This is a genomic window from Vibrio sp. YT-15, from assembly GCF_033337445.1.
In the GTDB taxonomy this organism is placed as follows: Bacteria; Pseudomonadota; Gammaproteobacteria; order Enterobacterales; family Vibrionaceae; genus Vibrio; species Vibrio alginolyticus.
On the sequence record NZ_JAWOQR010000002.1, the window covers coordinates 425,526 to 438,114 of the forward strand.

Sequence of the window (12,589 nt, forward strand, 5' to 3'; positions counted from 1 at the left end):
AAATGGAAAATTAATCTAATGTGAATGAATGTTTATGAAGCAACGTTTTATTAATATTGATGCGCATAATGATCGCGCCTATAAAAGCACCGATATCAACAACTGTTTAATGTGAAATAATATGTTTTTGCATTGATTCGATAATTTGTGCCGTCATGCCCCAGATGAAATGCTGTCTATATGGGATAGCAAATACACGATGACTGCTTCTTTTTAGGTCAAATTTGGTGCTATACAATTTTTTGGGGTTCAGAATATGGTTGGCAGGAACCTCAAAAACTGACTCTACTTCATTTGGGTCAATATGCGTTTTATATTCCGGAGAAACAAAAGCCAAAAAAGGTGTCACATTAAATTGACTAATCGTTGGTAGTGTAGGCAGTTGGCCAAACACATGAATATGCTCATCTTCTATCCCAACTTCTTCTTTGGTTTCTCTTAAAGCGGTATTCACGAGCTGAATATCTTCCTGCTCATATTTGCCACCGGGAAAGCTGATTTGTCCCGGATGATGGCGTAAGTGGGCTGCGCGCTTAGTCAGAATGACTTGTAACCCGTCATCGCGTTCCACAAAACCGATTAAGACTGCCGCATCTCTCAGGGACTTTTCTTTCATCCATTTCAGTCGTGCAAGGGACTCTTTGTGGTAGCCCGTTGGAAGCCGAAATTGAAAGTTCTGTAGTAAATGAGTTTTGTCGATAACCAAACTGAGTCCTTATTTATCGTGCCTAACCATTATCTATTATACTCAAAGACGGCAAAGCGTATGGCGTTATCGTTACTGGTTACCAAATAAAGCATTCGCATTAAAACACTCGCCAGCACTTTCCCTCTTTGTGTTGTGTGTCTCACTCTGCTTGAACATATTAATTTGAAACTTATAAGGTTATACACCATTCTTTATTTTAGGACGTCACTATAGGGCAAGTATTGGCCAATGAAAGGGATTATTTTCACCGAGTTCATGGAGTTAGTGGAAGAGAAATTCGGTCTTGATGTGTTAGACCAAGTTCTCGACCTTTCTAACGATGAAGGTGTTTACACCGCTGTTGGTAGTTACGATCACAAAGACTTGGTTAAGTTGATCGTGAATCTCAGTAAAGTATCTGGTGTTCCCCCCGAGCAACTGCAAGAGGTGTTTGGAGAGTGCGTTTTTTTGAATTTACTTCGCTCTATTCCTAGTCACGCCAGTTTGCAACAGTGTGAAACGACGTTTCAATTTGTTCGCCATGTTGAAGACTTTATTCATGTCGAAGTTAAGAAGCTCTATCCTGATGCTAACCCTCCGCAATTTGATTTCATTAGTGAAAACCAATCCCAATTGGTATTTGACTACCACAGCGCAAGATGTATGTCTCACGTATGCTTAGGATTGATAAAAGGTTGTGCTGCACATTTTGGTGAGGTAGTTCATATCAAACATCAAAACCAGTCAGAAGATGGCAGCAAAGTACGTTTTTGGTTAGAGGCTCAATAAGAACGATATGACGGGAAGTTCCTCATTAGAAAGGAAACTCAAACGAGAAGTTGCATCAAGAAAAGCAGCTGAGCAGCTGTTGGAACAGAAAAGCTTAGAGTTATATGAATCCAACCAGCAACTCAGTGTTGCATTGAAAAAGCTGGAGCTGAAATCTAAAAAGGATCTTCGTAAGTTTGAGTTTGAAGAGCAAATTGATGCCACGTTGATTAAGTTCGGTCGTACTTTTTTATCGAGCACGTTCGATGAAGCAATGATAGCGAGCTTTATTGAGCAGCTCACTTCTAACTCGATCATTTCTGCGGCTTACTTGCTTCTTGACGCTACAAAGCTGAGCTCATTACGTCGTCATCACTTTGGTCACTTACAGCTTCGTCATAACAACGAGATTTTCACCACTCCTAATTGGCAGGGAGAGAATTTGCATTTGCCAGTTATCATTGATGGGGAAACGGTTGGGGAGTTGATTTTCTCTGTGTTGCAAGATCAAATCGATCAGTCTTTTATTTCCAAACAGATGGAGCTCGTGTCTGACTTAGTTCATGGTGTTATTGGTCGACACTTAAGTTTAGAGCGAGAGGTCGAGCTGAGAAAGCGGGCTGAGGAATCAGAAAAAGCGACGAAGGAGTTTGTCGCCATGATTAACCATGAGCTGCGAACTCCTCTCAATGGCGTATTGGGTAGTGCGGAGTTATTGAGTCGAACCCAATTAGAAGAAGAGCAGCGTCAATACTTGAGCAATCTGACTCAATCAGGGGACTTATTGAGAGTTATCATTAATGATCTTCTTGATTTCAGTAAGATGAATGCCGGTATGATGGAAATCATACATAAAGTCTTTGCCTGGGAGGAACTTGAAAAAGCCATCATGGGTGTATTTGCAGCTAAGGCTGCGGAAAAACGTATCCATTTCTCTATCGACAAAAAGCTGGGGATCCCGGAATTTTTAGTCGGTGACTTAGAGCGCATTACACAAATTTTGGTTAACTTGGTGGGAAACGCGATTAAGTTTACTCACTTGGGTGGCGTCGTGTTACGGGTGGAATGGCTTAACGGCACGGCTTATTTTGAGGTTGAAGACACTGGTATTGGCATCCCAATAAAAGCACAGCCGTCACTATTTGATCCATTTGTCCAAGTTGATCGCTCGGCGAAACGCAGCTTTGAAGGCTCAGGTTTAGGTCTCGCGATTTGTAAAAACCTTGTGGATTTGATGCAAGGTCAAATTAGCTTTGAAAGTGAAGAGCGCAAAGGGACAACTTTTAAAGTTGCTATTCCTCTTGAGGAAGGGCAAGCACAAGGCACAGCAGAGGGGGAATTGGTCACCATAGAGCGAAGCGATTTAGCAGGACGCTCAATATTAGTGGTTGATGACATCAGAATGAATCAAGTCATTGTTACTCAAATGCTGAAAAAACTCGACATTACACCTGATTTAAAAGCCAACGGCAAAGAAGCATTAGAAGCGGTGAAAAGTAAAGACTACGAACTGATATTCATGGACTGCCGAATGCCAGAAATGGATGGCTATGAGGCGACGATGTATCTGAGAGAGCGTGGCTTTACTCATCCTATTATTGCATTAACCGCTGGCACTACCATCGAAGAGCGTCAAAAGTGTATTGATTCAGGCATGGACGACATCCTCACTAAGCCGTACACCGCAACCGATATCGAACAGATTATGTGTAAGTGGCTTGAGCAGTAGACGCTGCCTCTTAAAAAGTATGTTTGTTGGCCAACGGCTAAAAGCTAAAGTACATGCAAATAAAACACACAAAAAAACGCACCACACTGGATAATGCCGATCATTTAACGATGTTTTTTGGGTCATTCTAGCGAGCCTTGGCTAGACTAAGAATCTAGTAGCAGCACGCCGAGCGGATAATGAAACAAATTTGACCACAAAGTGCTTGAATAGAAGAACCTGTATCACGCTCCTTCGTCGCTGTGCAGGGTGATGAGATACAGAAATATGCCACTCGCTGTTAAACGAGCGGCATTATCCGTTCTGGAGGCATTTTAGATTGTTTTCGTCAATAGCATTAAAGCGACGTTGTCCGCGGTTGAAATCTACGATTGCAGCGCTGGTAAAATCTTTGAAAGCTTGTCCAACGTTTCTTGATACTCAGAGGCGCAATCGCTATCTGCCACGACGCCGCCGCCAGCCCAAGCGTAAAGTTTGTTTTGTTCCGCTACAAGAGTTCGGATAGTAATGCTGGTGTCCATACGACCATGGCGTGAAATGTAGCCAATACTGCCGCAATACGCGCTGCGTCGATGCGGCTCCAGTTCTTCAATGATCTGCATTGCGCGAACTTTAGGTGCGCCCGTAATTGAACCGCCTGGAAAACACGCTCGCAGCAAATCCGCAGGAGCGTATTGTTCATCCAAATTTGCACGAATGGTGCTCACCAAATGATGCACGGCAGGGAAGCTTTCAATATCGAACAGCTTTGGAACGTGAACGCTACCCGGTGATGCAACTCGACCAATATCATTACGCAGCAAATCGACAATCATCAGGTTTTCTGCCTGATCTTTTTCCGCTGTCTGCAAGTCATGGGCATTAGCGTTATCTTTCGTTGGATCTTCGCTGCGTGGGCGAGTACCTTTGATTGGTTTTGTTTCAATGACGCGATCTTTGAGCTCTAAAAAGCGCTCTGGAGAGATACTCAAAATCGAAGACTCAGGCATACGGATAAACGCTGAGAATGGCGCTTGGTTGGCGGACTCCAATTTCAGATACGCTTGCCACTCACTGCCTTGATACGGTGCGTTAAAGCGCTGCGCCAAATTGATCTGATAACAGTCACCGCTCAACAAGTATTCTTGCACCTGGTCAAAGCGAGTGGCGTAGCTCTCTTTCGTCATGTTTGACTGCCAAGCTCCAGACAAAGCGAAGTCAACGGTTTGTTCTGCTTTTTGCTCGTTTAACCATTGCCAAGCTTGCTCGATGTTCTGACCGACTAAGCATGCTTTTTTTAGCTGGTGGTCAACAACAACGGCCCATTCATACAGACCTACCGCCATATCCGGCGTGTTGAGGTCCTTTTCTGCCACTTCTGGCATCGTTTCTACGCGGCGACCTAAATCGTAACTGAAGTAACCGAGCGCACCGCCGACAAAAGGCAAATCCAATTCTTTATTTAACTCTACGTGAGGAAGCCACTGTTCTTGCAACTGATGAAGCAGCGCAAATGGGTCATCTTGAGTTGAATAGGCATTCGATGGTGTTTCAACTTGTGTGTTGTCGGCAGTGGTTTCTAACGTTGCAATTGGGTTGGAGACCAACACATCGAAGCGGCTATCGATATGCGTTTCTGATGCAGAACGCAGCAACATCGCCCAAGGCTGGTGTTGAATGCGAGAAAAAAGGTGAAGAGCAAACTCTGGTGCGTATTCCAACGCTTTAAAATCAATGAATTGATTGTCCATGTTGTTCATTTGTGTAATTTGTGACAAAGAGATCGTTCACTGCATGGCATGTCATGGGCAGCAAGAGTATCATATTCCTCTGTATAGCCAAACTCCCTCTATTCATAGGGTTTTGAGATGGTTTACAAGTAGGCAACTTCAGCATTTCGTGTGTCGATATCAGCCGTTCGACAATTGTTTATAAAAAACGAAGCTCAAAAGAGCAATAAGCTCAACAAACACGATTGAAGCTAAGCCAATAATGGAAGCATAACTATAACGAGGCATGTAATGACGGTAATACGCAAGCAGGATGTGATCAGCAGTGTCGCTGATGCGCTACAGTATATTTCTTACTACCACCCGCTAGACTTTGTTCAAGCTCTTGAAAAAGCCTATCACCGCGAAGAGAGCCAAGCCGCTAAAGACGCGATTGCTCAGATCTTAATTAACTCCCGAATGTCCGCAGAAGGTCACCGTCCAATTTGTCAGGATACTGGTATTGTGACGTGTTTCGTCAACATCGGTATGGGCGTGCAATGGGATTCGACCGACATGACGGTTCAGCAGATGGTAGATGAAGGTGTTCGACAAGCGTACACGAACCCTGATAACCCGTTGCGTGCGTCAGTACTTATGGACCCTGCTGGTAAACGTATTAATACCAAAGACAACACGCCTGCCGTCGTACATATCAACATGGTTCCGGGCGATAAAGTTGAAATTCAGATCGCTGCGAAGGGCGGCGGTAGCGAAAACAAAACTAAGATGGTGATGCTAAACCCATCTGACGATATTGCTGAGTGGGTAGAAAAAACGCTACCAACTATGGGGGCGGGCTGGTGTCCTCCTGGCATGCTTGGCATTGGTATCGGCGGTACGGCTGAAAAAGCAGCGGTATTGGCAAAAGAATCTCTAATGGAACACATCGATATTCAAGAGCTTATCGACCGTGGTCCACAAAACGCAGAAGAAGAGCTTCGTTTGGATATCTTCAATCGCGTGAACAAACTTGGTATCGGTGCGCAAGGTCTTGGCGGTTTGACGACTGTTGTCGACGTTAAAATCAAAACTGCGCCAACGCACGCGGCTTCTAAGCCTGTTTGTTTGATCCCGAACTGTGCGGCGACTCGTCACGTACACTTCACGCTTGATGGTAGCGGCCCAGCAGAGCTAACACCACCTAAACTAGAAGATTGGCCAGATATCACTTGGGAAGCGGGCGAAAATACGCGTCGCGTAAACTTAGACACAATTACCAAAGAAGAAGTACAAGAGTGGAAGACAGGCGAAACGGTTCTTCTATCAGGTAAAATTCTGACTGGTCGTGATGCTGCGCATAAACGTATTCAAGGCATGCTAGATAACGGTGAAGGTCTACCTGAAGGCGTAGATCTAAACGGTAAGTTCATTTACTACGTAGGCCCTGTCGATGCAGTTGGTGATGAAGTCGTTGGTCCTGCTGGCCCAACAACATCTACGCGTATGGATAAATTCACCGACATGATGCTAGAAAAGACCGGCATCATGGGCATGATCGGTAAAGCTGAGCGTGGCCCTGCAACGGTTGAATCTATCAAGAATCACAAAGCGGTTTACCTAATGGCTGTAGGTGGCGCTGCATACTTGGTGGCGAAAGCGATCAAGAAAGCTCGCGTTGTCGCATTTGAAGATTTAGGTATGGAAGCGATTTACGAATTTGAAGTTGAAGATATGCCAGTAACAGTGGCTGTCGACTCAAATGGTGTTAACGCGCACCAAATTGGTCCAGACACTTGGAAAGTGAAAATTCAAGAGATGGAAGCATAAGGCAAAGGGCAATCTTGCTGCGTCTCAGTAGAGAGAATGTGACAAGGTGCTGATTTACCTAGCAAACAATTGACAAAAGTGCAGCGAAACCTGCACTTTTTGTCTATATAATTAAGGATATAAACCTTTAGGCATAGCAATCAAACGTTATGCGAACAATAATTAGGAGACGGCATGCCTCGTTTTATTCAGATTCTACAAATTATTCTTGCTGTAGTGATAGGTGGCTTTGTTGGCTATGACTTGATTCTTCACGGTATCAGCATCTTTGATGAAAAGTACGTGACCATCACATGTGTGTTGTGGTTGATTTTAGAAATCGCTCTATTTGTTATCTATAAGTTAATCGAAGACGACTAGGCTTAAAGAAAGCGGGTTCCTGTTTAACATAGTAATCAGCGCATATAGAGTTACTAATGCTGTAGATTAAGTAAGCCTCTGAACCACTCAGGGGCTTTTCTTTTTTAACACAGCATTAAGCCGGATGTTTTGTTCATCTTTTATTAAGGTATATAAAGTTAAACTCATAGGATTCGGGATAGAACAGTATTCATAGCTCGAAATTCGAAGTCGCTGACAACGTTGTTTTAAAGTGGAGTAAGATAAAGAAGCGTAATGAAGAGAATAAAGAAAGAAGTTAATGACTTTATCAACAGAGGTATGGACTCTAATGTTCGAATTGCTGTCACCGGACTTTCTCGTGCCGGTAAGACGGCATTCATCACGTCATTAGTGAATCAGCTTCTTCATACTGCAACCCATGACAATTTGCCTCTTTTGACTGCGGCTAGAGATAAGCGCCTTATTGGGGCGAAGCGTGAGCCTCAATCGAATATGATGGTGCCACGCTTTGCTTACGATGAGGCGATGAGCCAAATTCATGCCACTCCACCTCAGTGGCCAGTACCGACACGTGATGTGAGTGAGATTCGCTTAGCGCTCAAGTACAAACCAAATAAAACTACGAAAAAGCTGTTGAGTAAAACCGCAATTTTAAATGTTGATATTATCGACTATCCAGGAGAGTGGTTGCTCGACCTGCCTTTATTGGACATGGACTTTGCAACGTGGTCGCAAACTCAGTTTGATGCACTTAAAGGCCAGCGTGGCGATTTAGCCAAAGCTTGGCTTTCTGAACTGGAGAAAGTGGATCTCTTTGCAGAAGTGAATGAGAAACTACTTGAGAAAGTTGCACACACATACACAGAGTACCTTCATTCTTGTAAAGACGCTGGCCTTCATTGGGTTCAGCCTGGCCGCTTTGTATTACCTGGTGAGCTAGCAGGCGCGCCGGTGCTACAGTTTTTTCCGTGTCGTGCTGATTCGGAAAGCAAAGCGCCCAAGGGCAGTAACTTAGCGATGCTAGAAGCCCGTTTTCAGGAATACCAACAGAAAGTAGTGAAAGCGTTTTATAAGCATCATTTTGCGACCTTCGATCGCCAGATTGTACTGGTGGATTGTTTGCAGCCTCTCAATGCCGGTGATGAAGCGTTTTACGACATGCGCCAAGCGCTAGAACAGATCATGCATAGCTTCCGCTATGGTCGTAGTAGCTTTTTGCGTCGTTTGTTCTCACCAAAAATCGACAAAGTGTTGTTTGCTGCTACAAAAGCGGATCATATCACGCCCGATCAGCACCCAAATTTGGTGTCTCTGCTCCAACAACTGGTGCATCCAGCATGGCAAACGGCAGCCTACGAGAATATTGAGATGAGCTGCATGAGTATCGCTTCCATCCAAGCAACCACGACGGGGTTTATTTCCTCTGGAGATAAGACCATCCCGGCGTTACAAGGAACAACATTGGGTGGTGAGCCGATGACTATGTTTCCCGGAGAGGTGCCGAAAAAGCTACCAAATGCAGCTTATTGGCAAAACAACGGGTTTGATTTTACGTCGTTTCGTCCGATGCCCTCACCGAATGATGAGCCAGTGAAGCACATACGCTTAGACAAAGCACTGGATTACCTGATTGGAGATAAATTGAAATGAGTGAGTTGAAGCAAAAACAAGTTTTCTCTGAAAAAGTAATGGAAAAAGATCAGCAATCGAATCAACCGGAGTTGACGGCGCAGCAAACATTCGGCGAAAAAGAAACATTTGTACCTGTTGAAGTTAAAGAAGCGCACCAAGAGACCGAACAGGAATTGCAACTCGAGCATGTCATTCGTCCAAAATCGGGCAGAAAATGGCTCGCGACTGGCGCATTTGCAACTTTTGCTGGTTTGGTTGGCTGGCAAGCGGTGGACTCGGTTATAACCGCAATTCAGGCTTCTGATTGGCTGGCCTTAAGCTGGACGGGGTTTATTGCTGCGATCGCTTCGCTTGGTTTAGGAGCTATGGGTAAAGAGCTTTGGAAACTGCGAAAACTACGAAATCATTTTAGTGTTCAAGAAGAAGCAGAAGCACTTGTTAATAGTGAGAGCGTTGGGAAAGGGAAAGACTTTTGCGAAACCGTAGCAGAACAAAGTGGTGTGATGGCAGAGAATCCGGGCTTTGATCGTTGGCAGAACAGTATTAACCCTGCTCATAGTGACGCTGAAATTCTTGATATGTATGACTCGATGGTGGTGAGCCAACAAGACAAGTTGGCAACGAAAATCGTATCACAGCACGCAACCGAGTGTGCGGCCCTAGTCGCCGTGAGCCCTCTGGCTGCCGCTGATATGTTGCTGGTGGCTTGGCGAAATTTCAAAATGATCGACAACCTCTCCAAGGTATATGGGGTAGAGCTAGGTTATGCCTCTCGCATCAAGTTACTAAGAGCGGTATTTGTCAATATGGCGGCGGCTGGTGCCAGTGAGCTCGCTATTGATGCCAGTATGGATTTGATGTCGATGGATCTTGCTGGCAAAGTTTCTGCTCGTGCGGGGCAGGGACTAGGTGTTGGTATTCTAACGGCACGTTTGGGCTTGAAAGCGATGACCTTATTGCGTCCACTACCCTGGTATCCTGACCGTCAGGTTAAGTTGGGCACCATACGCAAGGCAGTGGCGGCGAAAGTTGCATCAATTACGATGAAACCGTAACGAATATCAACTTTGATGTATAGGATTGCTTGACGCCATTCCAAGCATGATAGAAACTACTGTCAACTTTTCCTGACAGTTGTGAATTGGGATATTTTAAGTGCGTCTTGAAGTCTTATGTGAAGATCGACTCGGCTTGACCCGAGAACTGCTCGATATTTTAGCGTCTAAAAGCATCGACTTGCGTGGTATCGAAATCGATATTAGCGGTATTATCTATTTGAATTGCCCGGATATTGATTTTGATACGTTTAGTGAGCTGATGGCTGAAATCCGCCGTATTCCGGGGGTGAAAGACGTACGTAAAATCCAGTTTATGCCGATGGAGCGCCACAATACGGAGCTGCTCTCGTTAGTTGATAACTTGCCCGATCCGGTTTTTGCCATTGATCTTAAAGGTGCCGTAGACATGGCAAACATGTCTGCACTTTCATTGCTTGGCCTTCACAAGCAAGAAGTGATTGGTACTCAAATCGGTGCTTTGTTACCAAGTGTTCGTTTCTCTCGTTGGTCTGAAGGTGTTAATGGTCGAACGCGGGAAAACCTTGTGATTGATGGCTTGGACTATGTTCTAGAGTTGATGCCCGTTTATATCCGAGACGAAGCGCAAAACTCGACTCTAGCGAGTACTCTAATGACGATTCGCTCTAGTCAGCAAGTTGCCAGAATTGAAGAAGCGCTACCGCTGCATAATCCTCTGGGTTTTGAGCACTTTGTTGGTATATCGAACCGTCATAAAGCACTAATGAACCAAGCTAAGAAGCTGTCTGTGCTTGACCAACCATTGTTGATTGAGGGCGAAACGGGGACTGGTAAAGAAATGCTTGCTAAAGCTTGCCACAGCCGTTCTAGCCGCGCGAGCAAGCCATTCCTAGTTTTGAGTTGTGCTTCGATGCCTGACGATGTAGCAGAAACCGAGCTGTTTGGTCATGCGCCGGGTTCATTTAATCATGAACAAGGCCACAAAGGCATCTTTGAGCAAGCAAATGGCGGGACGGTATTTCTTGATGAAATCGGTGAAATGAGTTCGCACCTTCAAATCAAGCTGTTACGTTTTCTACAGGATGGTAATTTCCGTCGTGTCGGTGCAGAAGATGAGATGCATGTCGATGTTCGTATCATCGCTTCAACAAAACATAACCTTGCCGAGCTTTCTGAAGCAGGAATGTTCCGTGAAGATTTGTATTATCGTCTCAACGTACTTACGCTCAGCATTCCTCCGTTACGTAAGCGCTCAAACGACGTTGCACCATTGCTTGAGTTGTTTGTGGCGAAACATGCTCAACAGCTTGGGATTGATAAGCCAGAGTTTGATGATGGTCTAGTTGATGCCCTTGCAAATTATCAGTGGCCAGGAAACATGCGCCAGCTGGATAACATGGTTCTTCGAGCGCTCACGGAAATGGATGGTGGTATACTAAACGCGGATCACTTCAATTTACCTCAGCCTCAGTCAGTCGGCGCTGGTAGTGCAACGCTTAACATCGACGGTTCATTGGATGAGATCATGCGTGATTATGAATCTCAAGTTCTGGAACGTTTGTATCAGTCATTCCCATCAAGCCGCAAGCTTGCTAAGCGCTTAAATGTATCGCATACCTCAATCGCTAATAAACTGCGTGATTACGGTATCCGTAAGAATTAATCGAATTGAACGAAAAGACGGAATTAATCATTTGTAATGGAAGATAACAGCTCATCTATCGCCGTTCATAAGTTGGACGGTGACTTGCTTCTTCGTACCGCTGAAATCGGTGACGCAGATATGATTGCCGAATATTTTCAAACGAACCGAGAATACCTGAAACCGTTTGAACCGAAACGTGAAGAGGCTTTTTTCTCAGTGAACGGTTGGTTGCAAAAGCTTATCAAGCTCAATGAGCTGCATCGAATGGGATTGGGGTATTATTGCCTTTTAGTCAGAGCCTCTTCGGGTGAAATGCTAGGTACGATATCCTTTAGTAGTTTGAGTCGTTTTCCTTTTTATTCTTGTAACGTCGGATATTCTCTCGCTGAAAAAGCGCAAGGGCATGGTTATATGCGTCGTGGATTAACCATGGCTTGCGACTACATGTTTAACGTTCAGAAACTGCATCGTATTCAAGCTGGCTACATGCCTCACAATAAACGCAGTGAAGCTGTGCTAGAGCATGTAGGTTTCAACCGAGAAGGGTATGCAAAAGATTACCTTTTGATTAATGGTGAGTGGCAAGACCACGTTCTAACGTCGCTTATTAATCCGAATTGGCAGCCAGAAGGGCGATAGTATGGAACGATTGGAAAAGCAGTTAGCACTTGTAATCGAGCTCGATAAACTCAAAAGCATTTTGCGCCGAACTCGAGTTAAAAGTGCTGAAGGGCGCCTCGAAAATAGTGGTGAGCATAGTTGGCATGTCGCACTGATGGCAATATTGATGGAAGAGCATGCGAATGCACCTGTTGATATTTGCCGAGTGATGAAAATGTTATTGATACATGACGTAGTAGAGATCGACGCGGGCGATACCTTTGTTTATGATACTGCTGCGTCTCAAGAGCAAGCAGAAAAAGAAATTAGAGCTGCAGAGCGCTTGTTTGGTATGTTACCCAGCGATCAGGAGCAAGAGCTATTGGCGCTTTGGCATGAGTTTGAAGCCGCGCAGACCGATGATGCTAAGTATGCAAAAGCACTCGATCGGTTAATTCCAATGCTCTTGAACTACCATAATAATGGTCAGAGTTGGAAGGAACATGGTGTCTCACGCGAACAAGCACTTACCATTAATAAACGAATTGAATTTGGCTCTGTTACCTTATGGGACAAAGCGAAAGAGTTGATTGAAGAAGCCACAGAGAAAGGTTGGCTGAAATCGTAATA

The 12,589-nt window shown here is 44.7% G+C and carries 11 protein-coding genes; 9 read left to right on the forward strand and 2 right to left on the reverse strand.

The window, feature by feature from the left end; genetic code table 11:
- Nucleotides 1-106: 106 nt before the first annotated feature.
- Nucleotides 107-706: a CoA pyrophosphatase gene (locus R7D93_RS06020; protein ID WP_005376901.1), complete on the reverse strand. Its 600-nt coding sequence runs from the start codon at nucleotides 704-706 to the stop codon at nucleotides 107-109.
- Between the two features lie 231 nt (nucleotides 707-937).
- On the opposite strand from R7D93_RS06020, the gene R7D93_RS06025 reads away from it, so the two are divergent.
- Together R7D93_RS06025 and R7D93_RS06030 are read left to right on the forward strand one after the other, a co-directional pair.
- Complete coding sequence (locus tag R7D93_RS06025; RefSeq protein ID WP_005388282.1) at nucleotides 938-1,477, forward strand: heme NO-binding domain-containing protein; 540 nt, start codon at nucleotides 938-940, stop codon at nucleotides 1,475-1,477.
- A 7-nt stretch (nucleotides 1,478-1,484) separates the two neighbouring features.
- Nucleotides 1,485-3,185 carry an ATP-binding protein gene (locus tag R7D93_RS06030; protein WP_225495377.1) on the forward strand — a complete coding sequence of 567 codons (1,701 nt, stop codon included), beginning with the start codon at nucleotides 1,485-1,487 and terminating at the stop codon, nucleotides 3,183-3,185.
- A gap of 365 nt (nucleotides 3,186-3,550) precedes the next feature.
- Here the strand turns inward: R7D93_RS06030 and pabB are convergent, their stop codons facing one another.
- Entirely contained in the window at nucleotides 3,551-4,915 is a 1,365-nt protein-coding gene (gene pabB, locus R7D93_RS06035) for an aminodeoxychorismate synthase component I (protein WP_213868134.1), read from the reverse strand.
- 270 nt (nucleotides 4,916-5,185) lie between these two features.
- Between pabB and R7D93_RS06040 the strand changes: the two genes are divergently transcribed.
- From R7D93_RS06040 to R7D93_RS06070, 7 genes are all read left to right on the forward strand, one after another.
- The gene (locus tag R7D93_RS06040) at nucleotides 5,186-6,703 is read left to right on the forward strand and encodes a fumarate hydratase (RefSeq protein WP_005376905.1); all 1,518 of its coding nucleotides are present in this window, start codon (nucleotides 5,186-5,188) and stop codon (nucleotides 6,701-6,703) included.
- 174 nt (nucleotides 6,704-6,877) lie between these two features.
- Nucleotides 6,878-7,063 (forward strand): hypothetical protein, encoded by a 186-nt coding sequence (locus tag R7D93_RS06045; protein WP_005376906.1) that lies wholly within the window; start codon nucleotides 6,878-6,880, stop codon nucleotides 7,061-7,063.
- Nucleotides 7,064-7,318: 255 nt separating this feature from the next.
- Complete coding sequence (locus R7D93_RS06050; RefSeq protein ID WP_138940466.1) at nucleotides 7,319-8,695, forward strand: YcjX family protein; 1,377 nt, start codon at nucleotides 7,319-7,321, stop codon at nucleotides 8,693-8,695.
- Nucleotides 8,692-9,732, forward strand: coding sequence for a YcjF family protein (locus R7D93_RS06055; protein ID WP_064354116.1), 1,041 nt, complete (start codon nucleotides 8,692-8,694; stop codon nucleotides 9,730-9,732). The genes R7D93_RS06050 and R7D93_RS06055 overlap by 4 nt, the downstream gene beginning before the upstream one ends.
- Nucleotides 9,733-9,832: 100 nt before the next feature.
- On the forward strand, nucleotides 9,833-11,377 hold the full coding sequence (gene tyrR / locus R7D93_RS06060; RefSeq protein WP_005376914.1) for a transcriptional regulator TyrR: 1,545 nt from the start codon (nucleotides 9,833-9,835) through the stop codon (nucleotides 11,375-11,377).
- Between the two features lie 36 nt (nucleotides 11,378-11,413).
- Complete coding sequence (gene rimJ, locus R7D93_RS06065; protein ID WP_213868137.1) at nucleotides 11,414-11,998, forward strand: ribosomal protein S5-alanine N-acetyltransferase; 585 nt, start codon at nucleotides 11,414-11,416, stop codon at nucleotides 11,996-11,998.
- A 1-nt stretch (nucleotide 11,999) separates the two neighbouring features.
- Nucleotides 12,000-12,587 (forward strand): HD domain-containing protein, encoded by a 588-nt coding sequence (locus tag R7D93_RS06070; RefSeq protein WP_005376917.1) that lies wholly within the window; start codon nucleotides 12,000-12,002, stop codon nucleotides 12,585-12,587.
- Nucleotides 12,588-12,589 lie beyond the last annotated feature (2 nt).

Excerpts from the sequence above, each read along its gene's own strand:
- R7D93_RS06025 (WP_005388282.1), top strand. The coding sequence starts at position 938 with ATGAAAGGGATTATTTTCACCGAGTTCATGGAGTTAGTGGAAGAGAAA.
- R7D93_RS06030 (WP_225495377.1), top strand. The coding sequence starts at position 1,485 with ATGACGGGAAGTTCCTCATTAGAAAGGAAACTCAAACGAGAAGTTGCA.
- pabB (WP_213868134.1), bottom strand. The coding sequence starts at position 4,915 with ATGGACAATCAATTCATTGATTTTAAAGCGTTGGAATACGCACCAGAG.
- R7D93_RS06040 (WP_005376905.1), top strand. The coding sequence starts at position 5,186 with ATGACGGTAATACGCAAGCAGGATGTGATCAGCAGTGTCGCTGATGCG.
- R7D93_RS06045 (WP_005376906.1), top strand. The coding sequence starts at position 6,878 with ATGCCTCGTTTTATTCAGATTCTACAAATTATTCTTGCTGTAGTGATA.
- R7D93_RS06050 (WP_138940466.1), top strand. The coding sequence starts at position 7,319 with ATGAAGAGAATAAAGAAAGAAGTTAATGACTTTATCAACAGAGGTATG.
- R7D93_RS06055 (WP_064354116.1), top strand. The coding sequence starts at position 8,692 with ATGAGTGAGTTGAAGCAAAAACAAGTTTTCTCTGAAAAAGTAATGGAA.
- rimJ (WP_213868137.1), top strand. The coding sequence starts at position 11,414 with ATGGAAGATAACAGCTCATCTATCGCCGTTCATAAGTTGGACGGTGAC.
- R7D93_RS06070 (WP_005376917.1), top strand. The coding sequence starts at position 12,000 with ATGGAACGATTGGAAAAGCAGTTAGCACTTGTAATCGAGCTCGATAAA.